The organism is Faecalicoccus pleomorphus DSM 20574 (assembly GCF_000420345.1).
In the GTDB taxonomy this organism is placed as follows: Bacteria; Bacillota_I; Bacilli_A; order Erysipelotrichales; family Erysipelotrichaceae; genus Faecalicoccus; species Faecalicoccus pleomorphus.
In genome coordinates, this window is sequence record NZ_ATUT01000004.1 from 85,548 (window position 1) to 108,683 (window position 23,136).

Annotated in this window: 25 protein-coding genes; 4 read left to right on the top strand and 21 right to left on the bottom strand. The window is 41.1% G+C overall.

Annotated elements, in window-relative coordinates; genetic code table 11:
• Nucleotides 1-18 precede the first annotated feature (18 nt).
• Nucleotides 19-840 (top strand): NAD(+) diphosphatase, encoded by an 822-nt coding sequence (gene nudC, locus G413_RS0103430; RefSeq protein ID WP_022789541.1) that lies wholly within the window; start codon nucleotides 19-21, stop codon nucleotides 838-840.
• A 52-nt stretch (nucleotides 841-892) separates the two neighbouring features.
• Here the strand turns inward: nudC and G413_RS0103435 are convergent, their stop codons facing one another.
• The 5 genes from G413_RS0103435 to uvrB all read right to left on the bottom strand — a co-directional run bounded on the left by G413_RS0103435 (nucleotide 893) and on the right by uvrB (nucleotide 7,842).
• The gene (locus G413_RS0103435) at nucleotides 893-2,935 is read right to left on the bottom strand and encodes a sensor histidine kinase (protein ID WP_022789542.1); all 2,043 of its coding nucleotides are present in this window, start codon (nucleotides 2,933-2,935) and stop codon (nucleotides 893-895) included.
• On the bottom strand, nucleotides 2,932-3,639 hold the full coding sequence (locus G413_RS0103440; protein WP_022789543.1) for a response regulator transcription factor: 708 nt from the start codon (nucleotides 3,637-3,639) through the stop codon (nucleotides 2,932-2,934). The genes G413_RS0103435 and G413_RS0103440 overlap by 4 nt, the downstream gene beginning before the upstream one ends.
• A 12-nt stretch (nucleotides 3,640-3,651) precedes the next feature.
• A complete protein-coding gene (locus G413_RS0103445; protein ID WP_022789544.1) occupies nucleotides 3,652-4,239 on the bottom strand; it encodes a TVP38/TMEM64 family protein in 588 nt (195 codons plus the stop codon).
• Between the two features lie 98 nt (nucleotides 4,240-4,337).
• On the bottom strand, nucleotides 4,338-5,777 hold the full coding sequence (locus tag G413_RS0103450) for a helix-turn-helix domain-containing protein (RefSeq protein ID WP_022789545.1): 1,440 nt from the start codon (nucleotides 5,775-5,777) through the stop codon (nucleotides 4,338-4,340).
• A 97-nt stretch (nucleotides 5,778-5,874) separates the two neighbouring features.
• A complete protein-coding gene (gene uvrB, locus G413_RS0103455; protein WP_022789546.1) occupies nucleotides 5,875-7,842 on the bottom strand; it encodes an excinuclease ABC subunit UvrB in 1,968 nt (655 codons plus the stop codon).
• Between the two features lie 138 nt (nucleotides 7,843-7,980).
• Here uvrB and G413_RS10860 point away from each other — a divergent pair, with 138 nt between their 5' ends.
• Together G413_RS10860 and G413_RS0103465 are read left to right on the top strand one after the other, a co-directional pair.
• Entirely contained in the window at nucleotides 7,981-8,697 is a 717-nt protein-coding gene (locus G413_RS10860; protein WP_162138394.1) for a DUF975 family protein, read from the top strand.
• An 89-nt stretch (nucleotides 8,698-8,786) separates the two neighbouring features.
• A complete protein-coding gene (locus G413_RS0103465; protein ID WP_022789548.1) occupies nucleotides 8,787-9,005 on the top strand; it encodes a hypothetical protein in 219 nt (72 codons plus the stop codon).
• A 31-nt stretch (nucleotides 9,006-9,036) separates the two neighbouring features.
• Here the strand turns inward: G413_RS0103465 and G413_RS0103470 are convergent, their stop codons facing one another.
• Nucleotides 9,037-10,014: an asparaginase gene (locus tag G413_RS0103470; protein ID WP_022789549.1), complete on the bottom strand. Its 978-nt coding sequence runs from the start codon at nucleotides 10,012-10,014 to the stop codon at nucleotides 9,037-9,039.
• An 89-nt stretch (nucleotides 10,015-10,103) separates the two neighbouring features.
• On the opposite strand from G413_RS0103470, the gene G413_RS10865 reads away from it, so the two are divergent.
• Nucleotides 10,104-10,871, top strand: coding sequence for a biotin--[acetyl-CoA-carboxylase] ligase (locus G413_RS10865; RefSeq protein WP_022789550.1), 768 nt, complete (start codon nucleotides 10,104-10,106; stop codon nucleotides 10,869-10,871).
• Here G413_RS10865 and G413_RS10870 read toward each other — a convergent pair.
• The 15 genes from G413_RS10870 to G413_RS0103550 all read right to left on the bottom strand — a co-directional run bounded on the left by G413_RS10870 (nucleotide 10,835) and on the right by G413_RS0103550 (nucleotide 23,048).
• Complete coding sequence (locus G413_RS10870) at nucleotides 10,835-11,530, bottom strand: lysophospholipid acyltransferase family protein (protein ID WP_022789551.1); 696 nt, start codon at nucleotides 11,528-11,530, stop codon at nucleotides 10,835-10,837. The genes G413_RS10865 and G413_RS10870 overlap by 37 nt on opposite strands.
• Nucleotides 11,521-11,847 (bottom strand): holo-ACP synthase, encoded by a 327-nt coding sequence (locus G413_RS11710; protein ID WP_051130149.1) that lies wholly within the window; start codon nucleotides 11,845-11,847, stop codon nucleotides 11,521-11,523. Before G413_RS11710 ends, G413_RS10870 begins: the two co-directional genes overlap by 10 nt.
• Entirely contained in the window at nucleotides 11,847-12,278 is a 432-nt protein-coding gene (fabZ, locus tag G413_RS0103490; protein ID WP_022789553.1) for a 3-hydroxyacyl-ACP dehydratase FabZ, read from the bottom strand. Before fabZ ends, G413_RS11710 begins: the two co-directional genes overlap by 1 nt.
• 2 nt (nucleotides 12,279-12,280) lie before the next feature.
• A complete protein-coding gene (gene fabF, locus G413_RS0103495) occupies nucleotides 12,281-13,516 on the bottom strand; it encodes a beta-ketoacyl-ACP synthase II (RefSeq protein ID WP_022789554.1) in 1,236 nt (411 codons plus the stop codon).
• Between the two features lie 9 nt (nucleotides 13,517-13,525).
• Nucleotides 13,526-14,269 (bottom strand): 3-oxoacyl-[acyl-carrier-protein] reductase, encoded by a 744-nt coding sequence (fabG, locus tag G413_RS0103500; RefSeq protein ID WP_022789555.1) that lies wholly within the window; start codon nucleotides 14,267-14,269, stop codon nucleotides 13,526-13,528.
• On the bottom strand, nucleotides 14,257-15,192 hold the full coding sequence (gene fabD / locus G413_RS0103505; RefSeq protein ID WP_022789556.1) for an ACP S-malonyltransferase: 936 nt from the start codon (nucleotides 15,190-15,192) through the stop codon (nucleotides 14,257-14,259). Before fabD ends, fabG begins: the two co-directional genes overlap by 13 nt.
• Before the next feature lie 3 nt (nucleotides 15,193-15,195).
• Nucleotides 15,196-16,257 carry an NAD(P)H-dependent flavin oxidoreductase gene (locus G413_RS0103510; RefSeq protein WP_022789557.1) on the bottom strand — a complete coding sequence of 354 codons (1,062 nt, stop codon included), beginning with the start codon at nucleotides 16,255-16,257 and terminating at the stop codon, nucleotides 15,196-15,198.
• On the bottom strand, nucleotides 16,251-17,198 hold the full coding sequence (locus tag G413_RS0103515) for a nitronate monooxygenase (protein WP_022789558.1): 948 nt from the start codon (nucleotides 17,196-17,198) through the stop codon (nucleotides 16,251-16,253). Before G413_RS0103515 ends, G413_RS0103510 begins: the two co-directional genes overlap by 7 nt.
• On the bottom strand, nucleotides 17,195-18,172 hold the full coding sequence (locus G413_RS0103520; RefSeq protein WP_022789559.1) for a beta-ketoacyl-ACP synthase III: 978 nt from the start codon (nucleotides 18,170-18,172) through the stop codon (nucleotides 17,195-17,197). The genes G413_RS0103515 and G413_RS0103520 overlap by 4 nt, the downstream gene beginning before the upstream one ends.
• Nucleotides 18,154-19,089, bottom strand: coding sequence for an acetyl-CoA carboxylase carboxyltransferase subunit alpha (locus G413_RS0103525; protein ID WP_022789560.1), 936 nt, complete (start codon nucleotides 19,087-19,089; stop codon nucleotides 18,154-18,156). The genes G413_RS0103520 and G413_RS0103525 overlap by 19 nt, the downstream gene beginning before the upstream one ends.
• Complete coding sequence (gene accD / locus G413_RS0103530) at nucleotides 19,086-19,958, bottom strand: acetyl-CoA carboxylase, carboxyltransferase subunit beta (RefSeq protein WP_022789561.1); 873 nt, start codon at nucleotides 19,956-19,958, stop codon at nucleotides 19,086-19,088. The genes G413_RS0103525 and accD overlap by 4 nt, the downstream gene beginning before the upstream one ends.
• Complete coding sequence (gene accC / locus G413_RS0103535) at nucleotides 19,942-21,309, bottom strand: acetyl-CoA carboxylase biotin carboxylase subunit (protein WP_022789562.1); 1,368 nt, start codon at nucleotides 21,307-21,309, stop codon at nucleotides 19,942-19,944. Before accC ends, accD begins: the two co-directional genes overlap by 17 nt.
• Entirely contained in the window at nucleotides 21,306-21,737 is a 432-nt protein-coding gene (accB, locus tag G413_RS0103540; RefSeq protein ID WP_022789563.1) for an acetyl-CoA carboxylase biotin carboxyl carrier protein, read from the bottom strand. Before accB ends, accC begins: the two co-directional genes overlap by 4 nt.
• 60 nt (nucleotides 21,738-21,797) lie before the next feature.
• Nucleotides 21,798-22,025: an acyl carrier protein gene (locus tag G413_RS0103545; RefSeq protein ID WP_022789564.1), complete on the bottom strand. Its 228-nt coding sequence runs from the start codon at nucleotides 22,023-22,025 to the stop codon at nucleotides 21,798-21,800.
• A gap of 189 nt (nucleotides 22,026-22,214) precedes the next feature.
• Entirely contained in the window at nucleotides 22,215-23,048 is an 834-nt protein-coding gene (locus tag G413_RS0103550; protein WP_022789565.1) for an Rpn family recombination-promoting nuclease/putative transposase, read from the bottom strand.
• Between the last annotated feature and the right edge of the window lie 88 nt (nucleotides 23,049-23,136).

Genomic DNA, 23,136 nt, shown 5'->3' on the forward strand with positions numbered 1-23,136 from the left:
TTCAAAAGGAGATTTTATATGATACAAGATATCTCACCCCATACATTTGATAATTCATTTAAACAAATCAAGCCTTCTTCCAAAGACTTTGTTCTTTCATTTCAGGGAAAGAATGCTTTGACAAAAAGTAAAGAAGATTTCATACAGTGCCCTACTTTTCAAAATCTGTCAATAGATACAGAGAATGCGATTTATTTATTTTCCATTGATGATCACCCTTACTTTTTAGTGAGTGATGTACCCGAACAGAATGGTTTTACCTATCAACCATTAAGGCCTGTGACGAAATCACAGCCAGACTATTTTGGCTTTGCCTATGCGACCGGATTTCATCTGTATGACTGGTATAGAAACCGCGTTTATTGCGGCCGCTGCCAAACAAAATTAGAACCGGGAACTACAGAACGATCACTAGTCTGCCCCAACTGCGGTGTTATTGAATATCCCAGGATTTTCCCAGCTGTGATCATTGCCGTAACGCATAAAGATCAAATTTTATTGGCGCAATATCCCCATATGAAAAAACAAGTCTTATTAGCCGGATTTGTGGAAATTGGTGAAACCCTAGAAGAAACTGTAGCCAGAGAAGTATATGAAGAAGTGGGCTTAAAAGTAAAAAACATACGCTATTATAAATCTCAACCCTGGGGGATCGTCAGTGATGTATTAGCTGGTTTTTATTGCGAATTAGACAGTGAAAAAGAGATCCGTCTAGACACCAATGAATTGAAATGTGCCTATTGGATCTCCCGAGATGAACTTCGGTACGGAAAAGAAAACTTAGATGGAAGCCTAACTTCCGAAATGATCTATCAATTCAAAATGGACACTTATCGTTAGACTATCCCTCAAAAAAAGCTTATTTTCATATCGTATGAAAGTAAGCTTTTTTCTATATAGTTTTAAACTGTACAATGGCCTTAAACACATCCCCATCGAGTTGTACTGTAAAGCTGCCATTTTGAATCTCGCAGAAACTCTTGACGATCGCAAGACCTAAGCCGCTGCCTTCTTCATGACGTGACTGATCTGCCCGAACAAACCGCTCTGTGATATCTTGGGGATCAAAATCCAGTGGTGTCTTGGAAATATTTTGAATCGTGATATCAACTTGATCCTGATTCTTCTCTATCGTCACAAAAACACGTGTATTCTCCAATGCATACTTTGCCACATTCGACAATAAATTTTCAAAGATACGCACTGTTTTATTGCCATCCAGAAGACAAATGATAGGCTCCTGTGGTTTACGTATAACGGATGACAATCCCTTTTTCTCTAACATCGTTTCATTTTCCACTACTACTTGTTCCACCAGGGAAACAATATCTACATTCTGTGTTTCTAAATTGATATTTCCGGAATTTGCTTTGGAAACTTCAAAGAGATCTTCAATCAATTTACTTAATCGATCGGTATATTGATTTAGACGAACCAGATATTCTTCTTTATCTTCTGTACTTAACTGTGGATCATTTAACAGCTCAAGATAATTCTTTATTCCCGTTAAAGGCGTTTTTAAATCATGAGATACATTGGTGATTAGTTCTGTTCGTAAGTTTTGTGAACGCACTCTTTCTTTGACAGCTTCTTCAAAGTCTTCCTGTACCGTATCTAGTTTTTCCTGCAGGGATGGCAAAATAGAAGTTTGATATTGCTCATCCACTTTAAAATCACCCTGCGCAATTCGATCTAACCGCACCAACAATTTATCGTATTCTTTGACGATACGTTGTGCCTGATGTAAAAGGAAAATATAGGACACCACACCATAGATCAACACAAACAGCCATCCCCAGAATAAAGCACATAGAAACATCAGGGCTGTATTCAATAAAACACCTTTTAGAATCAAGTTTTTAATTTTTTGATCTAAATCATAATTTGAAAGATCCTTAATTCCTCCATACAGTTCCATAATGCGATTACCCAGCCATGTATCTTCTTTTAAGAAACGTACAAAACCGGAACACAAAGAATACTTGACATAGTAAATATCAATACCGATAAAAAACAAAGATAAAAAGAACAAACTGAAATTGATGACATTGACCCATACTCCGGCAGCCGGAAGCCCATAGCGTACCATGGCCGGTAACAGAATATCGTTAATGGTCACTCCCATAATATAAATACAAATAGAGGCGATCAAAATGGTCAATGTACCAAAAAAGAAGATATTAAATTCCGCTTTCCAGGAAAGAATCGTTTTCAATAACTGTGTCTTTGCCAATGTCTTCCAGGAAACAAGGAATAAATATACGCCGATAATAAAAGCACTTATCACAAAGGCCAACAGAACAAATGGTACCCATACCGAATCATTGTACACAGAGGTATAGACCAGTCCTCCGGCTTTCATTTCTTTGGGAATAAATAAGGTCACTTTTAAATTCGTAGGAGGATTTAATTTCACATCTTGATCTGGATCATTCATCAACTCGGAAACAATACCATTCAAAGTATAAAAATTATAGAGCGATAAAAAACTGAATTCTGTCACATCCATATTTCCGGACTGTTTTAAATTGCCATTTTCATCATAAGTCAGCTCTCCATAGAACAAAGCATTTTTTGAATTGGTATCTTCAGTGAAATGATTACTTAAGACCTGATCTTTCCATTCTATACGATATGCAAAGTTTTCATCATTATCCAAAAGGTACACGGACTCACGAATGGAATTTTGTGATGCATCATCTACACTTTGTTCCAATATCGCATCTGAAGACTCAATGAATCGATACGAAGGATCCATCTGTTGCATCTTTCCCAAGATCAGCCACTCAATCGATTCTTTCAATTCATAATTGACCTCATCAAAATCGGTTACCGAACTAAACTGGATTTGGGGGTACAAGAAGATCACAATAGCCGAACAAACAGCACAAAGCAGCAGGAACCCGCTTAAACATAAGTTTTGTACTCGCTTCATGGTTCCATCCTTTCAATCTTGTAACCAATGCCCCAAACCACTTTGATATAAACCGGCTTTTTTGGATTGGCTTCGATCTTTTCACGCAGCTTTCGGATATGCACCATGATTGTTTCAGTATTGATCGCATCTTCCTGCCATATCGTTTCATAGATTTGCTCAGCGGAATAAACACGTCCCGGATTTTTCATCAAAAGCTCTAAGATGGAAAACTCTTTCGGTGTTAAATGAACGATGCGATTTTCCACTTTGACTTCTTTTGTCAGTGTATTTAATTCCAGATCACCAACCACATAACAATCTTTATTATCGTGATGATTTTCTTTCAAGCTTAAAATCTGTTCATATCTTCTTAACTGTGCACGAACACGGGCAATCAGCTCCAGAGAAGTAAATGGTTTGGTGATATAGTCATCTGCACCGATATTCAACCCATTGATCTTATCGATATCTTCACTTTTCGCACTCAAAAACAGGATGGGAAAATCATACTTTTCACGAACCTTCATCACCATCGTGATCCCATCCATCACCGGCATCATGATATCCACGATGGCCAAATGTACCGGTTCTTTTTCTATGATTTCCAAAGCCTCTTTACCATTAGGCGCGTCCAGCACACGATAACCCTGATTCTTCATATAAATACAGATAGCCTTGCGAATACCTGTCTCATCTTCAACTACTAATACAGTATGTTCCATACATTTCCCCTTCTAAAATAATCCTGCAACCCACTGCAGTAAAAACGTTAAACCTTGACTATATAATAATAACCCGAATGGTTTACACAACAAGATAATCATCATAAACTTTTTATACGACATTTTGGTCAAACCGGCAATCATACATAGAATATCATCTGGAAATCCGGGCACAAAAATCGCAAACGCAAAGAAAATCTCGAATTTCTTACCTTTATCCAGCCATCCGATATATTTCTGAACCGTCTTTTGATCACACACTTTTTCCATGAATGGCCTGCCATATTGTTTGATCAGCCAAAAGGCGATCAAAGATCCTATACATAATCCAATATAATTATAAACAAAACCAAATACACTGCCAAAGCTGACTACACCGATGGCACTAGTAATTCCTCCCGGAATGACCGGAATCACGGTTTGAAAGATCTGCAGGGCCAAAAATAAAAACGGAGCGGCTAAACCGGATTTCGACAATAAAAACTGTAGTTTTTGTGGATCCAACAAATATCCCTGTGTTCCTAAGAAAACTAAAAAGATCACACAGGCAATCGTTCCCGTTATCGTTAAAGTCGATATCCATTTTTGACTGGTGTTCATACAGATTCCTCCATTCATATATAGAATAAAAGAGAAATGTAAACAACCAATGTTCAAAATCCTTAATTTTTTCTAAAGAAAAAGGAATCCGAAGATTCCTAATACTGATTTAACAGTTTTTGGATAAGAATAAGTGCTTCTTCTTTGGGATAATACAGATCTTCATCCATGGATTCAAAATAATCTTTAAATGATGAAAGAAAATTTGGATTCTCCAAAGTCAATACGATCACATTGCCATCACTGCTCATAAACTGAATATATCCCAAGCTGTCAGATAAATACACTTTTAAACCATTGCTCAATTCTCCAAGGTCCTCTCGCAACAATCGCAAATCATAAATGTAAGCATATTTTAAGAACTGTTGTACAACCTTTTTACGATCTACCTTATCTAAAGGACGATAAAAATCCGTTGAAAACTCATCAAACACACCTTTTTCCAAGAATCGCCGAATTCCATTTAAGCTGCAGAAATGAAGCGGATGAATCTGTTCATGGCGATGAATCAGGTTCTGAATATATGTCGTAAAAGCACTGATAAAATATTCTTTTTGAGCCATGTCGTCTAATAAATACTTGCGAATATCAATTTTTTGAATAAACGGTACAAGACAAGGCACCAGCTGAAATAAAATCTCCGAGTCGCTTTTACAGGACATGATCTTCTGATTTAAGGCTAACTGGCTAGTCAGATCCTGAATTGGAACAAGCAGTGGTGTTGTCTTTTCATACAGTGCATCAAAAGTTTGATTCAAATAGTTCACCGTTTCACTATCCTTATACAACAAGCCGTTTTGATAATCTCCGGATAAAGAAAGTGCGTATTGCGAAGTCACGATCATATAAGGAAATGGTGGAAATGCGGAATGTGAAAAATCCGTTCCATAGTAATAGGCCGTTTCATAACGAACACCGCGATTGGCAAACTGCGCATACAATGAAATGATCTGACTGAGCGATTGAAAGTTATGATCATCTCGAATTTCCAAGATACTGTCATATTTAGAAAAAGATAAAATATGACGCAAAACCGTTTTCCCCTTAATCAAAGGAAACATATTAGAAAATCCGGGAAGCTGTGGCGTTCCTAAGAATTTGATCATGCCCTTACCATTTTCATTTTCCTTTGTCACTAAATGATAAATCAAATACTCCAAAGATTGTCGGGTTCCGGAAAAAGGAACTACTTCTTTATCCTGTATTTGAAAATCACTTTTTTGAAAGCCCGGCATTTCAATTTTTAAAGGCTGCGCATGAAAAGAAGACAAAAACGAATACACATTCTTTCTTCGATAATATCTCTCCGGACTGACCAGGGAAATCGAGTAAAGTTCTAAAAGTTCACTTGTTTCATAAGGAGAAAGCTCCAGATATTTTCCCATGCGCTTTACCAGATCTTTCGAAGGGGCATTGCGCTGTCCTTGTATGATCTTATGTAAAGAAGAGCGATCGATGGACAAATACTTTGCCATCTGATATTTATTCACTTTCTTTGTCGTAACATAACTTTCTAACATTTCTGAAAACTCTGACATAAAAAAACCTCTCTAGGTGGCGGCAAACTTATAACTATTTTATTACAACAATCCTTGCCACACTCTATACCAAATGAAAGAGCAAAACATGTTTGCTCTATTGTTCCTTTAATTCAAATAAGATATCTCGAAGCTGCGCAGCTCGTTCGAAATCCAAAGTACGTGCTGCTTCCCGCATTTCTTTCTCGATATTCTCCAACATCACTTCTTTTTGTTTGGCCGGCATTTTCTTTTTCTTTAAATACCGAGCCGCCATCTCTTTGGTTTCCTTGCTTCGAACCACATCATGAATTGGCTTGATGATCGTTTTAGGAACGATGCCATGTTCTTCATTGTAGGCCATTTGAATGCTTCGGCGACGTTTTGTCTCCTCAATGGCATACGCCATGCTTTCGGTGATATGATCTCCATACATGATGACTTTTCCCTGGGCATTTCGAGCCGCACGACCAATGATCTGGATCAATGAACGCTTGCTTCGTAAAAAGCCTTCTTTATCCGCATCCAGTATCGCAATCAAAGAAACTTCCGGAATGTCCAATCCTTCTCTTAACAAGTTAATTCCCACCAGTACATCGTATTTTCCCTGACGAAGATCATGAATGATTTCGGTACGTTCAATGGTCTTCACTTCATGATGCAGCCAGGCAACCTTGAGATCCATTTCTTTTAAGTACGCTGTCAAATCTTCGGCCATGCGCACCGTCAGTGTTGTCACCAAAGCTCTTTCCCCTCTGGCAACTCTCTCTTTGATCTCATCCACCAAGTCATCGATCTGTCCTTCAATCGGACGAACCTCGACTTCAGGATCCAATAAACCGGTTGGACGTATGATCTGTTCGATTACCTCGTTATGCGTCTGTTCCAGTTCCCAATCACCCGGTGTAGCAGAAACAAAGATGGCCTGATCAATCAGTTGTTCAAATTCAGGAAAGCGCAACGGACGGTTATCCAAAGCACTTGGTAAACGGAATCCATATTCCACCAATACTTCTTTACGCGCTCTGTCGCCATTGTACATTCCGCGAATCTGTGGTAAAGACACGTGGCTTTCATCAACGATCAGTAAAAAGTCCTTAGGAAAATAATCAAATAATGTATAAGGTCTTTCTCCCGGTTTTCGACCATCAATATGACGGGAATAGTTTTCGATTCCCGGGCAAACACCAAACTCACGTAACGCTTCTATATCATAACGACAACGCTGTTCCAAACGCTCTTTTTCCAGTGGTTTTCCCGCCTTCTCAAAGTAATCCAGACGTTCCTCCAGCTCCTCTTCAATCGTCTTGGCAGCACGTTCCATGATATCCATGCTGGTGGCATAACCATTTGCCGGATAAATATTGTAAACAGAATATGCCTGTCGTACTTTACCGGTTACGGGATCGACTTCACAAATTCTTTCAACCTCATCATCAAACATCTCAATGCGAATTAAATACGTATCAGTATGTCCCGGTGTGATCTCTATGACATCCCCTCGTACACGAAACGTTCCACGAAGAGGATCACTGTCATTGCGTTTGTATTGTTGCGAAACTAAATCACTCATCAACTCTTTACGAGAGATTTCCTGTCCCACCCGCAAAGTAAAGATCATATCCCGATACTGATCCGGATTACTGGCACCGTAAATAGAGGCCACACTCGCTACAATGATCGTATCTCGTCTGGATAAAACGGAATTAACAGCCGCCATTCGCAGCATATCCAATTCTTCATTGGTCTTGGTATTTTTATCAATATACGTATCCGTTTTCGGCAAATACGCTTCCGGTTGGTAATAATCAAAATAAGAAACAAAATATTCTACACGATTATGCGGAAAGAACTCTTTAAATTCTGAATACAACTGCCCGGCTAATGTTTTATTGTGTGCAAAAACCAATGTTGGCCGATTCACCGCCGCAATCACATTCGAGACAGTGAATGTCTTCCCGGTACCTGTAGCCCCTAAAAGAACCTGATATTTTTTATGCTCGTTTAAACCTTTAACCAATGCTTCGATTGCTTTAGGCTGATCTCCACTTGGTTTATAGTCTGATACTAATTCAAATTTGTCCATATAAGATATTATAAGAAATAAATTATAGCCATTCAAGAACTATGATTGCACAAGTTTCTATACATTCACAAAACAATTTTATTTTTATACAATCTATAGGCAAAGTGTGTTAAAATGAGGATGAAAGAAGGTGAACTTATGTGGACACGCGAAGAGCTAAAACAAAATGCTAAAAATACGTTGCGTGATAAATACTGGACAATCTTAGGTGTTTCTGTGTTAGCCGGTATTCTTCAAGGATCATTTTTTACCATCATTACAGAAATGGTCAATCCAACTCATACTTATTTGACTGTTTTGGGAAATTATGCCATTGATGTAAATGGTTTGATTCGACTTTGGATCATAATCACAATTATATCCTGGCTATATTCCATATTTTTAGGACATACGATTCTTATTGGTGCCTATAAATATTTTATTCTTTCCATAAAGGAGAATCCTTCTACTTCCACTTTATTTGATTTTTTCAAGACCTCCTATTGGAACATTGTCAAAGTCACTTTTTTCTATCAGATAAAGATCGTCTTATGGACTTTATGTTTTATCGTGCCCGGCATTATTAAAGCGTATGAATATTGTATGGTTCCTTATATTCTTGCCGAACATCCGGAGATGGAATCTGCTGCAGTTTTTGAACGATCCCGAATGCTTACGCAAAATAATAAGCTAAATATCTTTGTTTTGGAAATCTCTTTTATCGGATGGCTCTTTTTGGGAATGTTGTGCTGTGGAATCGGCATATTATTTGTCAGTCCATATATTGATATCACCATGACGCATTTATATCTGAAGCTCAAAGAAATTCATGGGATCGATCAACCGGAACTTCCGCCAATTCCTGAAATACTGTAAGTATAATTCTGAATATTATTTGATAAAAAATTTAATCTATAATCAAACAGGAAGAAGGAATCGCCCTGGCAGACAAGGTTATCAAGTATATGAGCCAGGAATGGATCGATCAACTTAATGAAGAATTCGAACAGTTGAGTATCAATGACAGTATTCGAATGGAAAATGCACGAATCAAATGGGCCCGTGAAGAAGGACAAAAAGAATTAATCCAGACCTTACAGAGAATGTCTACCGAAGAACGCAATGAATTTTTGAAAAAGCCACTTGAAGAAATCCAAGACACGTTGAAAACAAAATCACAATAAAAGCAGGATGACCTGCTTTTTTGTTATTCTATTACAATGTCTCAAACCAATACCGAATCTGTTGTTTATCCCTAGTTTTCATTAACGCCAACATCAACAAAATACGCGCTTTATGTGGTGAAAATGTAAAGGCTGGTATCGTATCCCGCTCCGGATCAAAAAAGCTGGAATCAAATACGATGCCCTGCGCAACCCGACTGGAACGAACGATTACGTGCTCTTTAGCTAGTTTATGAAAATGTTCTTTCCATGCCGAACCATAATTACCACTGCCACTTCCAGCTGTTACGATTCCCTCGTATTCTTTTGCCATAAAATCTAAAATTTTTAGATCGGCATCACAATGCCAATATACGATTCCCACCTTAGGAAGTTTTTGAATTTCCATATCCGAAAATGGTGAAGTTAAAGTATGTGGCCTTTGACTCTGGCTTAGAAAATAAACCTGATCATCTCGCATATAACCTAAAGAACCAAAGTGTCCGATTTCAAACGCATCCGTTTTATAGCTGTTGGATTTGCGAATATCTCTTCCTGAATAAATGGTATCGGAAAACACAGCCAAAACTCCGGCGCCTTTTGCTTGATCGCTGGCTGCCAGGGCAACTGCCTGATATAAATTCATCGGTCCATCAGCACTGGCTGCTGTGGCAGGTCGCATTGAACCTGTCAAAACCACCGGCATATGTGTATGAGTCGTCAAATTCAAGAAAAAAGCAGTTTCCTCCAAAGTATCTGTTCCATGTGTTACGACAACACCGTCAACTTGAGGATCTTTATCGCATTGATGAATTAAATTTCTGAGTTCGATCCATCGACTTTCATTCATATCATTACTATCCACATTACAAAGCTGAATCGTTTGAATATGGGCTAAATTCTGAATGGCCGGTACACTGGCCAAAATATCAGACACTTTAAATTTCCCAGCTGCATAATCCGCGGATTTGCCCGCTTCTCCACTTCCCGCAATCGTCCCTCCGGTTGCGATGATCACTATACTTTTCATCTACATCCACTCTTTCATTCCTCGCTACAATATATCATATTTATCTTTTAAATTGTATGGCTTGCTGATGAATATGGTATGATAAAAACATGATTTACTATATTGATCCCTTAAATAAAGAAAGCATTGAAAAAAACTGCCCTTCTTTTTATGATATCCATATTTTTGATATCTTAGACAGTACGAATACATGGCTTCAAGAACATAGCGGACTACCGGAAGGCACCGTGATACTGGCCGATGAACAAACACGGGGAAGAGGACGAAATGGAAGATGTTTTCATTCGCCTAAAGGATCCGGCATTTATTGTTCTTTACTTTTAACACCCCAGGAAAACCTTTTGGATGTACTGGAATGTACAGCAATGGCAGCAGTTGCCTGTATCAAAGCCATTGAAGAACAATATAACTTAGCTTGTTCCATCAAGTGGCTGAATGATATTTTGTTGGATCAAAAAAAACTGGCTGGTATTCTCTGTGAAGGAAAACTGTATCAAAACCACATGGAATATCTGATCATCGGCATTGGCATCAACGTCCATTCTTTTATTCGTCCCAAGGAACTGGAATCTATTGCGGCATCAATTGAAGATTATACAGCCATAAAAAAACCTCGCAACGAACTTATTGCGAAGTTTCTTACTGCTTTTTACTCTTATTATTCTAAATCCGATGATTTTCGATCTTTATATCGTCAACGTTTGGCATTTGTACAAAAAACGATTCAAGTCATCACTCCACAGGAAACCTATAGTGCCATTTTACTGGGTGTCGATGATCGATGCCGTCTAAAGATCCAAAAAGCAGATGGCTCCATCGATTATTTATCTTCCGGAGAAATCTCAATTCGACTTTGAATCCAGTCATGCAGCTGTTGGGCCAGATCTTCCTGGTCCATTTTTTTATATTCTTCTGGGCGAATCGGTTTTCCGTACTCAATGCCTAACTGTTTTGTCTTATCGCCTTTGATATCAAAACTGTACGATTTCTTTAAAGCGATCGGAACGATCGTAGCTTTGGATAAATATGCCGGCAAAAGAGCACCCGCCTTAAAATCGTGCATGGTATCGCCCATAGAACGAGTTCCTTCCGGAAATACTAACAGATTCTTTCCCTGCTTTAGTTCCCTTGCCGCTTCTCTTAACATATGGACATTGCCTTCCCTGGATTCTCTATCAAAATGGATCGTACCAATATTGCAGGCCCAACGACCAAAGATCGGCATCGTTTCATTTTCTTTTTTCGAGATAAAAGCCAAGTGGACAGGTGAACTGGCCAAGATCAAAGCCGGGTCCAGCGTACCCTGATGATTGGATACAAAATAGATGGTTTCCTGCATCGGCACATTTTCAACACCTTGTACCTGCAATCGATAGCCTAAAACCTTAAGGATCAACGTGCTCCATTTTTCTAAACGAATCTGACTTTCTTCCTGCGTTTTGTTCTGGTAAATCTTTGAACTGATCCAGGAAGCTGGTAAAAACGGTAATGCTTTAACGATCTGTGTTATTCGCACACGGATTCCTCCTTACAGGCAATGGCTACAGCCATCGCAAATGGTCCATCATGGGAAATGGACACTTGAATCTGATAGCCCTGATAATGTATCACATCTTTTGGATCGACTTCGATTTCTGAATACGCTACCGGTATCGGCAATGCTTTGACAATGGCTTCTCTGGCCGCAAAGCGTCCGGCTAAAAACTCTTTCTGTCTTTGTCCATGCAGTTCTTGAAACTGGCTGTATTCTTTAGGACTCAACAATCGTTTGGCAATTCCCTGCACATTTTGCATCCTGTCGATCTGGACCAGATCACAGCCAATCGTTGGCATTAGGCCTCCTGCAGAGCACATAAGATTTCACCGGAAGCTGCTTTTTCGCCATCCACTGTTGCTTCGCAGCTGGCAATACAGATACCACCGATCATGCGTTTAAACTGTACGGTCATCTTTAATACATCACCAGGTACGACCGGTCTCGAAAAACGCATCTTATTGATACCGGCAAATAAAGGAAGTTTTCCTTTGTTTGCCGGATCTTTCAACAACAATACCGCACCGGTCTGTGCCATGGCTTCTACGATCAAAACACCCGGCATTACACTATGTTGCGGATAATGGCCTAAAAACTGCATTTCATTGGCGCTTACACATTTGATGCCTACGATCGTTTTGGTTTCTTCATCGATCGATTCAATCTTATCTACCAATAAAAACGGATAACGATGGGGAATGATCTGTTTGATTTCTTCATTTGACAACATGTTTAGTCCTCCCATTTTTTAAAGATCAAAGAGGCATTATGCCCACCAAAACCTAAAGAATTGCTCATAGCATACCTTATATCTTGTTTTCGTGGTGTGTTGGCCACGATATCCAAATCGCATTGTGCATCTGGATTTTGATAGTGGATCGTTGGGGGAATCAGACTATTTTGTAGAGCCTTGATACTGATGATGGCCTCAATGGCACCACTGGCCCCTAATAAATGTCCGGTATTACTTTTCGTGCTGGACATGGCCAATTGATAAGCGTGTTCTTTAAACGCTGCCTTAACGGCTGCCGTTTCCGTTTTATCATTCAATGGAGTGCTGGTTCCATGCGCATTGATATAGTCGATATTTTCCGGAAGGATTTTAGCATCCTTTATCGCCTGCACCATTGCCTGTGCCCCACCGGATCCATCATCCAATGGCGCTGTGATATGATGGGCATCACAGCTGGCACCATAACCTACGATCTCTGCATAAATCTTTGCACCTCTGGCTTTGGCATGTTCCAACTCTTCCAAAACCAATGCACCGGCACCTTCTCCCATCACAAAACCACTGCGATCGGCATCAAAAGGAATACTGGCACGACTTACATCTTCACCGGTATGTAAAGCGCGCATCGACTGGAAACCGGCAATTGCCAATGGTGTGATGGCTGCCTCGCTACCTCCTGTCAACATAACATCCTCATACCCGTCACGAATGCGATGGAAAGCTTCTCCAATCGCATTGCTGGCGGCAGCGCAGGCTGTTACCACACAAGAAGTGGCTCCTTTTAAACCCCAATCAATGGCCACCTGACCGGCTGCCAGATTGGCCAAAGACATAGGAATAAAGAAAGGAGATACACGAGACGGACCACGGCCTTCCAAAGTCTTGGATGCCTGTTCGATCGTATCGATGCCTCCGATTCCAGAACCAATCATACAGCCAAAACGCATCGCATCATCCGGATCTTTTTCAAATCCGGCATCGATCATTGCCTGTTTGGAAACAATACGGGCAAACTGCGTAAAACGATCATTGAACTTCAAATCACGTTTGGAGAAGTAAGCTTCCATATCCAGGTCTTTGACTTCTCCGGCAAGTTTTACTTTATAATCCGATGTATCAAAATGTGTAATCGGGGCAATTCCGCATACACCTTGTTCAATGCTGTTCCATACAGTATTCACACCATTTCCAATTGGGGAAACAGCGCCCAATCCTGTAATCACTACTCTTCGCATAGGACCCTCCTACATGACCATGCCGCCATCGACATGAATGACCTGACCGGTTACATAGCTAAAAGCATCGCTGGCCAGTGCTACACAGACATTCGCTACATCTTCCGGTTTTCCAAATGTTTTTAATGGAATTTGTTCCATCATTTTTGTTTTATCTTTCTCTGCCAGTTTGGCTGTCATATCCGTATCGATAAATCCCGGTGCAATCGCATTGACACGAATCTGTCGTAATGCCAGTTCTCTGGCTGCCGATTTTGTCAGACCGATCACACCGGCTTTACTGGATGCATAGTTTGCCTGTCCGGCATTTCCAATCAAACCCACTACACTGGACATATTGATGATCGAACCAGAACGTTGTTTCATCATGATACGTGATACATGTTTGATACAGTTAAACGTTCCTTCCAGATTGACCGCAATGACTTTATGAAAATCTTCTAAACTCATTCGCATCATCAATCCATCTTTATTGATTCCAGAATTGTTGACCAGCACATCAATACGACCAAACTGCTCCATTGCCTGATCGATCATCGCTTTAACTTGTTCATCATTGGATACATCTGCCTGTATCGTAATCGCCTTAACGCCATAGCTTTCGGCTTCCTTTAGTACCGATTGTGCCGCTTCTTTTGAACCGTTATAGTTAATGATTACATTGTAACCGGCTTGTGCAAATGCCAGGGCAATGGCTTTACCGATTCCTTTTCCGGCCCCTGTGACCAGTGCTGTCTTTTCTACTTGTTCCATGCTTCAACCATTCCTTCCAGATCTTTTACCGTATTGATCGTATAAACCTTTACGCTTCGATCGACTTTCCGTACAAATCCACTTAATGTTTTTCCTGGTCCGATTTCTACAAAGGTATCCACACCATCACGAATCATATTGCGAATCGTCTGTTCAAAGCGTACACTGTGGCAAATCTGTTGTTTCAAGATTTCAATCAGATCTTCGGTAGAGTTTACCGTTTCTTTATCGCCACTGATATTGTGATAGACCGAAAGTTTTGGCAGACTTAACTTGCTTTGTTGTAAGACCCTTTCCAGTTCCAGACTGGCATCCTGCAGTAAAGAACTATGGAAAGCACCACTGACACTTAAAGGCAGTACTCTTCGTGCTCCTTTTTCCATCAACAAAGCTTCTGCCTGCTCCAAGGCTTCCTTTTGTCCGGTTACAACGATCTGTCCCGGGCAGTTATAATTGGCAATTTCTAAAACCAGCCCTTTACTTTGTATCTCCTTACAAACCTCTTCAATCTTTTCTGCCGATAACCCCAAAACAGCCGACATTCCTGTTGTCCCGGCCGGTAAGGCATTAGCCATCAAAATTCCTCTTTGACGAACGATATCAATAGCACTTTGGGCATCCATCGCTCCGGCATAACATAACGCGCTGTATTCACCAAGTGATAAACCGGCGCAAACATCACCCTGAATTCCTTTTGTTTTAATGGCTTCTAAAATCGTTAAAGAAGCTGCCACAATCGAGCTTTGGGCATAGGCTGTATCGTTCAAAGTTTCCTGTGGCCCTTCAAAGCACAGCTTTTTGATATCATAATCACATGTAAAGGAATCCATCAGCTCTCGGCTTTCTGGACAATGATCATAAAAATCCCTGGCCATACCGACAATCTGAGATCCCTGTCCCGCAAACAGAAATGCTGTTGTCATAAGTTATCCTTTCCTGCCTGTTTTCAGGCTTTCCATCAATGTATGTACATCTGTCATTTCATTTATTATTTCCGCACTGGTTCCTGTAAAAAACAAACCATTTTCCTGATCTCCCTGTACCGCACGAATCAAAGCTCGTGTTATACAATACGGTGTATCACCAGGATGACAAGGAATCATACAACCTAAACAATTTGTGATTCTTTGATTTGCCTGTTTCTCTATCTTTTGAACAAAGGCATTGCGAACCGCTCTTCCGGGAAAACCGGCCGGGCTTTTGACATATACGATATCTTCCTTTTTAGCTTGTATGATCATCTGTTTAAAGTTTTCATGGGCATCACATTCTCTAGTAGCGATAAAACGTGTAGCCATTTGTACACCATCCGCTCCCAACTCAATGAAATGTTCAATATCTTCATGAGTGAAAACGCCGCCGGCTACAAAAACCGGAATTTCTTTTTGATATTTTTGACGAAAGACTTCCAGTTCCTGTTGAACATCCTCTAAGATTTCTTCCAGTGACTGAAAAGTGCCTTCCTGTAATTCCTTTAGCTTAAAGCCTAAATGTCCGCCGGCTTTCTGTCCTTCAATGACCACAAAATCCGGTGCTGTGTTATGATGCGAATCCCATCTTCGACAGATCAGGCGACATGCCTTTCCACTGGATACAATAGGCGCCAACAAGACATTACCATCGCTGTATTTGGGCAGATCCAATGGCAATCCGGCGCCGGAAATGATCGCATCAACACCGGCTTCTATAGCTGCCTTGACATAGGTTCCATAATTCTGACTGGCCACCATAATATTGACACCTAACAAACCACGTTCGGTCATCTTAGCTTTCTGAATTTCTCTTTGAAGCGCACGGATGTTGGCCTGAATCGGCTGGGTTTCAAAATCCGGCTCCTGAAAGCCTGGCATAGCGGCAGATATCACACCCATACCGCCTTCTTTTCGAACAGCCAGAGCTAAGTTAGATAAAGAAACGCCGATTCCCATTCCACCTTGAATGATCGGAACTTCCAAGACCTTATCTTTGATCTTTACCGGTTTTAACATTCTAAGGCCTCAATTTTCTGTTTCAGTTCTTCAAACTGTCTTTTTGAATCCTGCATCATCGCTTCAAAAATGAGGGCTAACGGACGAATTTCTTTACACAGACCGGCAACCTGTCCCATCATGACTGAACCGGTTTTCATGTCTCCTTCAAAAACAGCTCTGCGCAAACCACCTAAGGTCAGCTTTTCCATTTCTTCCGGTTTAGCTCCACTTTTTTCCAACTTTAAATACTGACGGCTCATTGAATTCTTTAAAATTCGAACCGGCGTATTTAATGTTCTTCCGGTAACCACGGTATCTGTATCTTTGGCCTTCAAAACCGCATTTTTATAAGCCTCATGAATCGGACATTCCTCACTGGCCAACAAACAAGTTCCTACCTGTACACCAACAGCACCTAAGGATAAAGCGGCATTAAAGCCTCGTCCATCGGCAATACCACCGGCCGCAATGACCGGAATATTGACCGCATCGACAACCTGTGGGATTAATGCCATCGTTGTTTGTTCATTGACATGTCCTCCGGCTTCGGTTCCCTCGGCAATGATGCCATTGGCTCCGGCTCTTTCCATTCGGATTGCCAACGCTACACTGGCTACGACTGGAAAGACTTTGGTTCCACTAGCCTTTAACATTTCCATATATTTTCCGGGATTTCCGGCACCGGTTGTTACGACAGGAACTTTTTTTTCGGCAATCACCTGCATGATCGTATCGGTATCCGGATTCATCAACATCACATTGACTCCAAACGGTTTATCCGTTAATGTCCGAATTTCATCAATACTTTCGGCAACCTGTGCCGCATTCATTGCACCGGTTCCTAAAATACCTAAGGCGCCACTATTGGATACATCGGCTGCAAAGCGAGCTGTCGCAATATTGGCCATAGCTCCCTGAAATATAGGATATTTGATTTGTAACATCTGGTTGATCATCATTGGTGTTTTCCTCCTTCGATATGGATCTTACAGGCGGCCCAGGTAAATCCGGCTCCAAATCCGACCAGTACCAGATCCATGTTTTCTTTGATTTTGTGTTCTTCCCATGCCTGTGCTAACGCAATCGGCACGCTGGCTGCCGAAGTGTTGCCAAACTGATCCAGATTGACAAACATCTTCTCCATTGGGAATTTCATTTTCTTACTGACATATTCTAAAATGCGAATGTTGGCCTGATGCGGGATCATCAAATCCATCTCTTCTACCGGCTGTCCCTGTAACACCCCATAAATCGCATCGGGCATCGCCTGAATCGCAAAGCGGAAGACTTCACGACCATTCATGGATAAATACGGTTTATCCTGTGCTACATTCTCCAAATCCGGCTGTAAAGATCGTCCGGCACAATAGAGCGCATGTTCTTTATCGCCTTTAGAGCGAGCATAGAAATCCATTGTAGAACCATCCTGCGCTCTTTGTATCAAAACCGCACCGGCTCCATCTCCAAACAATACACACGTATTGCGATCGCTCCAATCTAAGATCTTGGATAGAGTTTCGGCCCCAATGACTAACGCATATCCCTTTTGAAGCATCGAAGCTGCACATTGCAGGGCAAACAAGAATCCACTGCAGGCAGCATTGATGTCAAAGGCCATGACCGGTTTATCATTTAACCCTAATGCTTCCTGCACAATACAGGCAACCGAAGGGGTTACGTTATCCGGTGTACAGGTTGCCACGATGATCATGGAAATCTGTGAGGTATTGATTTGCGCATTCTGTATAGCTTTTTGCGCCGCACATATAGCTAAGTCACTGGTATTCTCTGTTTCAGAGATATAGCGAGAAGCAATACCGGTACGAGTTTGGATCCATTCATCACTGGTATCCACTGCTTTTTTTAAAGCTTCATTTTCTATTTTTGAAGAGGCTCTGGCATAGCCACATCCTACTATTTTGACATTTTCCATGCGCCATCTCCTAAACGTCTAAACTTTTCATAGCGTTCATCCACTAAAGTACGCACCTTGGTATGCAGTGTTTCTTCCAGTGCCTGACGAAGCATCTGATCCATCTTTTCGGCTACAGCATGAATATCGGTAGCAGCTCCTCCAAATGGTTCTGGAACAATGGCATCGATGACCTTTCTTTCCAAAAGATCTGCACTTGTCATCTTCATGACATCACAGGCTTCTTTTACACGCGATCCATCCTTCCACAAAATCGAGGCAAAGCCTTCCGGTGAAAGAACCGAATAAACTGCATATTCCAACATAAAGATCTTATCTGCGACACTTAACGCAAGTGCACCGCCACTGCCACCTTCAGAAAGCACGAAACAGATCACAGGCGTTTGTATAGAGGAAAAAGTGTATAAACATTCAGCAATAGCCTGTGCCTGTCCTTTTTCTTCGGCTTCCTTGCCCGGATAGGCACCAGGCGTGTCGACAAATGTGATGACAGGGCGGTGAAACTTCTCCGCCTGTTTCGCCAGGCGAAGAGCCTTGCGGTAGCCCTCGGGTTGTGGCATTCCAAAATGCTGGCGAAGATTTTCCTCCACCGTTTTCCCTTTGGACTGTGCAAGTATCGTAACCGGGATGCCATGGAATCGGGCAATCCCTGCCAACATGGCCGGATCATCTAAGCTCCTTCTATCACCATGCAGCTCCATAAAATCATCAAACAACAATTCTATATAATCCTGGGCTTTCGGGCGGTCAGGACGCCGCGCTAATTCCACATGATCCCAGGGGGTTAATATGGTTTCCTGTTCCAGCTTACGAATTTGTTTCTGGTACTGGTGCCAGGTATCAATATCTTTTTCATCCAATGCCATCTGACGGGCTTTGATCTCACTGATTTGTTTTTGTGCTTCCTTTAAATTCATGATGCACTCCTTCCGGAATGAAATCCCAGCAACATTCCCAATTCCTGCTTCATCTTTTCACGAGGTACGATACGATCGATAAACCCCTTCTCCAAGACAAACTCAGCTGTCTGAAAATTTTCCGGCAGCTTTTCATGGATCGTATCTTCGATAACACGCTTGCCCGCAAACCCAACCAGGGCATAAGGCTCACTTAAAATGATATCGCCTAACATCGCAAAGCTGGCACTGACACCGCCGGTGGTCGGATGGGTCAACACGGTAATGGATAGTAAACCGGCATCGCTGTGTTTCTTTAAAGCAGCTGATGTTTTAGCCATTTGCACCAGCGAAAGAATCCCTTCCTGCATACGCGCTCCTCCACTGGTACAAAAGATAATGACCGGCACTTTCTTTTTGGTGGCCAGTTCAATGGCCCGTGTGATCTTTTCTCCAACAGCAGCGGACATACTTCCCATAAAGAAGTTAGAATCCATGACCGCCAGCACACACGGATGTCCCTGAATCTTTCCGACTCCGGTAATCACGGCTTCCCGCATACCCGTTTGATGTTGCATACGTTCCAGCTTTTCCTGATAGCCGGGGAAATGATCGGGATCAATACTGATCATTTTCGCTTCAGTTTCTTTAAATGTATTCTCATCGACAACCTGACGAATCCGTTCACGAGCCGATATCTTAAAAGGATGATGACAAACTGGACAGACATATTGATCCTGAATCAGATCCATTGTCGCGATAGAAGCATGACAATGCGAACAGGTCATAAAAACATGATCCGGAATCTCTTTGGCCTTGGGCTGTGGTTTTTTACGCCACTGATGAAAGATATCCAGGCGTTTTTTCCGTTCCTTAAATAAACTGTCCATTTTCCTTCAACCTTTCTAATAAGATCGGGGCATAGCCAATATGATGACTGCCTTCGATAAATTCCTTCTGGTATAATGCCAGATAATTAAACTCAATATTTGTTTTTACACCATCGATGATCGTTTCTTCCAAAGCCGCCCGCATCTTTTTGATACACTCTAAACGAGTAGGGGCAAACACGATCAGCTTTAAGATCATCGAATCATAATACGGTGAAATCACGCTGCCATTATAGACAGCCGTATCCACACGAACACCAAAGCCGCCCGGTGTATGCATAAACTGAATAGGGCCGGGATTCGGTGCAAAATCATGAGCTACATCCTCGGCATTGATTCGACATTCCATCGCATAGCCGTTGCAGTGAACATCTTCCTGTTGAATCGTCAGTTTTTGACCGGCGGCCACACGAATCTGCCATTTGATAAGATCGATACCGGTAATGGCTTCCGTTACCGGATGCTCGACCTGAATTCGTGTATTCATCTCCATAAAGTAGAAACGTCCCTGAGAGTCCATCAAAAACTCCATGGTTCCCACAGAATCATAACCAATCGACTTTGCGGCGTTTACGGCACTTTGTAGAAGACGTTGACGATTCTCTTCCTTTAAGATGGAACAAGGTGCTTCCTCAATCATTTTTTGATTTTTTCGCTGGAACGAACAATCTCTTTCATACAGGTGAATCACATGACCATAATGATCGCCTAACAGCTGTACTTCGATATGTTTAGGATTTTGTACATACCGTTCCATATACACTTCATCGTTTTCAAAACAAGCTTTAGCTTCCTGTTTGGCTTCAATAAACGCATTTTCCAGCTGATCTTCCTGATAAACGATACGCATACCACGTCCGCCACCGCCATGTCTGGCCTTGATAATGACCGGATACCCGATGGAATCGGCCATGGATCTAGCCTGTTTTAAGCTGGTCAATGAATCCTCACAGCCTTCAACAACCGGTACGCCGGCTTCCTTCATCCGTTTTCGAGCCTGTGTTTTATCTCCCATCAAATCAATCAAGCGTGGACTGGGACCGACAAAGATCATGTCACATTCCTGAACCAAACGAGCAAATTTGGCATTCTCGCTTAAAAAGCCATAACCGGGATGAATCGCATCACAGCCCGTTGAACAAGCCGCCTGTAAGATCATATGCATATTCAGGTAGCTTTCTTTAGCCATGGCAGGACCGATACAAACCGCCTGATCGGCTAACTGTACCGCCAATGACTCTTTATCGGCACTGGAATACACCACGACGGTTTCAATGCCCATTTCCTTACAGGCACGAAGGATACGAACCGCAATCTCTCCTCGATTGGCGATCAGTAAACGGCGGATCATTCCATCTCTCCTAATACGATCAAGGCTTGATCAAATTCCACCATCGATCCATCTTCTACCAGAATTTCTTTAACGATTCCCTCTTTATCCGACTGAATCTCATTCATGGTCTTCATGGCTTCGACCATACAGATCACATCACCAACATGAACGACATCTCCTACCTGTACATAAGGTTTATCTTTAGGCGATTTTGCCCGATAGAACGTTCCTACCAATGGCGAATTGACCGTAATCTTTTCTTTAGTTTTGACTTTCTCCACCTCTTTTGGCATCGGTGTGTGCACAATTTGTGTCACCGGTGCATTCATAGAAGGTGTAGCCGGTTTTTCCAAACGAATCTTCAGATTCCCTTCTTCCAGTTCCATATGAGAAAGTCCACTAGCTTCAAAGATTTCAATGATTTCTCTGATCTGATTTGTTTCCATATCCATCGCTCCTTACTGAAAATGAGCCAAGTTTGCTTAGCTCATCGATTGTTTATTAACTTACTTCTTTTTTGCTTCAATGATATCCATAACATCCTGAACTGTTTCCAATTTAGCCAGTTCTTCATCTTCAATACGGATATCGAATTCATTTTCCAGTTCCAATGCCAATTCAACAGCGGCCAAAGAATCAATTCCTAAATCATCATTTAGTTTTGCTTCCGGTTTGATCTCTTCTTCATCTACATTGATCGCATCTACCAATACTTTTTTAATTTCTTCAAACATAACTTTTTCCTCCTATTTGTTTTGATATTCAAAACATCTAACGAAGGTATTATAGTTACTTTGACTTTCAAAGTAAATAGTTTGATATTCAAAATTTATGATTTTTTACAAAAATTTTATACTTTTTATTCATCATGAAAAAAAAGGCAGGACAAAGCCTTGCTTTTTATCCTGCCTTTTTTAGTTTGACTATCTGGATTCTAAAATCCTTTTAATATCTTCAATTGGTTTTTGTATTGCATTTGAGATTTCTTCCACTGACATTGTCTGTGATAGAGTTTTAATTACATTACATTCGCCTTGATATATTCCTTGTTCAATCCCCTGATTGATCATTCTTCTTTGATAACTGCCCAGTTCATGAGTGACTTCAACTCTTTCTTCCATGTCTTTTAACTCCTCCTTCTGTCCACACATCTCCGATAACATTTTCATCGTCCCTCTCTTTATGGTCTTGTTTTTGAATTTGGTCATTAAATATTCCCATTTGTCCTGATAACTGTATTTTAGTCCCCATACAAAGAAATTTAAATCCATATTATCAAATTCGATCTCATTCTGAGCACACCCAAACACATGCAGCTTATAGTCGCTGATCCATGGTTTGATCTCTCTGGACAGCTGAACACATTCATACAGGCTCCTGTACTGTTTCCATTCCTCTTTCCCCGTATAGAACACCACACTGATGATCGGTGGCAGTTTTTCTCTGTGTCTGTGATTCTCTTTGAATTTCTTTAAGTACAATTCTGCCTGGTATTCCATCATGCGAAAGACCATGGAAAAGTCCACAACGGACTGACTTTCGATGTGATAAAGGGAAAAGATCTCATCCCCTGTCTGATAGACCTGTACGATATCGCGTATTCTTTCCTTGAAGCTGTCACTGATCGTAGAAAGATTGATCTCTTTTAAATGATGAGAGGAAAGGATCTTCTTTTCCTGGTAGATCACACCATTGATAAAGCTTGCGAATACTTCTTTATCTTCAAATAATTTCTTCGTAATATTGTCTTTGTTCACACTTCATCTCCTTTGTTATATGCTTTTTGAAGATCTTCTGTATTTTATATACGTATAAAAATTCAAAGTTCAGACTTTTTTTGAAAAA

Bases quoted from the DNA above. Each gene is read 5' to 3' on its own strand.
- nudC (WP_022789541.1), top strand. From the start codon at position 19: ATGATACAAGATATCTCACCCCATACATTTGATAATTCATTTAAACAA.
- G413_RS0103435 (WP_022789542.1), bottom strand. From the start codon at position 2,935: ATGAAGCGAGTACAAAACTTATGTTTAAGCGGGTTCCTGCTGCTTTGT.
- G413_RS0103440 (WP_022789543.1), bottom strand. From the start codon at position 3,639: ATGGAACATACTGTATTAGTAGTTGAAGATGAGACAGGTATTCGCAAG.
- G413_RS0103445 (WP_022789544.1), bottom strand. From the start codon at position 4,239: ATGAACACCAGTCAAAAATGGATATCGACTTTAACGATAACGGGAACG.
- G413_RS0103450 (WP_022789545.1), bottom strand. From the start codon at position 5,777: ATGTCAGAGTTTTCAGAAATGTTAGAAAGTTATGTTACGACAAAGAAA.
- uvrB (WP_022789546.1), bottom strand. From the start codon at position 7,842: ATGGACAAATTTGAATTAGTATCAGACTATAAACCAAGTGGAGATCAG.
- G413_RS10860 (WP_162138394.1), top strand. From the start codon at position 7,981: ATGTGGACACGCGAAGAGCTAAAACAAAATGCTAAAAATACGTTGCGT.
- G413_RS0103465 (WP_022789548.1), top strand. From the start codon at position 8,787: ATGAGCCAGGAATGGATCGATCAACTTAATGAAGAATTCGAACAGTTG.
- G413_RS0103470 (WP_022789549.1), bottom strand. From the start codon at position 10,014: ATGAAAAGTATAGTGATCATCGCAACCGGAGGGACGATTGCGGGAAGT.
- G413_RS10865 (WP_022789550.1), top strand. From the start codon at position 10,104: ATGATTTACTATATTGATCCCTTAAATAAAGAAAGCATTGAAAAAAAC.
- G413_RS11710 (WP_051130149.1), bottom strand. From the start codon at position 11,847: ATGCCAACGATTGGCTGTGATCTGGTCCAGATCGACAGGATGCAAAAT.
- fabZ (WP_022789553.1), bottom strand. From the start codon at position 12,278: ATGTTGTCAAATGAAGAAATCAAACAGATCATTCCCCATCGTTATCCG.
- fabF (WP_022789554.1), bottom strand. From the start codon at position 13,516: ATGCGAAGAGTAGTGATTACAGGATTGGGCGCTGTTTCCCCAATTGGA.
- fabG (WP_022789555.1), bottom strand. From the start codon at position 14,269: ATGGAACAAGTAGAAAAGACAGCACTGGTCACAGGGGCCGGAAAAGGA.
- fabD (WP_022789556.1), bottom strand. From the start codon at position 15,192: ATGACAACAGCATTTCTGTTTGCGGGACAGGGATCTCAGATTGTCGGT.
- G413_RS0103510 (WP_022789557.1), bottom strand. From the start codon at position 16,257: ATGTTAAAACCGGTAAAGATCAAAGATAAGGTCTTGGAAGTTCCGATC.
- G413_RS0103515 (WP_022789558.1), bottom strand. From the start codon at position 17,198: ATGATGATCAACCAGATGTTACAAATCAAATATCCTATATTTCAGGGA.
- G413_RS0103520 (WP_022789559.1), bottom strand. From the start codon at position 18,172: ATGGAAAATGTCAAAATAGTAGGATGTGGCTATGCCAGAGCCTCTTCA.
- G413_RS0103525 (WP_022789560.1), bottom strand. From the start codon at position 19,089: ATGAATTTAAAGGAAGCACAAAAACAAATCAGTGAGATCAAAGCCCGT.
- accD (WP_022789561.1), bottom strand. From the start codon at position 19,958: ATGGACAGTTTATTTAAGGAACGGAAAAAACGCCTGGATATCTTTCAT.
- accC (WP_022789562.1), bottom strand. From the start codon at position 21,309: ATGATCCGCCGTTTACTGATCGCCAATCGAGGAGAGATTGCGGTTCGT.
- accB (WP_022789563.1), bottom strand. From the start codon at position 21,737: ATGGAAACAAATCAGATCAGAGAAATCATTGAAATCTTTGAAGCTAGT.
- G413_RS0103545 (WP_022789564.1), bottom strand. From the start codon at position 22,025: ATGTTTGAAGAAATTAAAAAAGTATTGGTAGATGCGATCAATGTAGAT.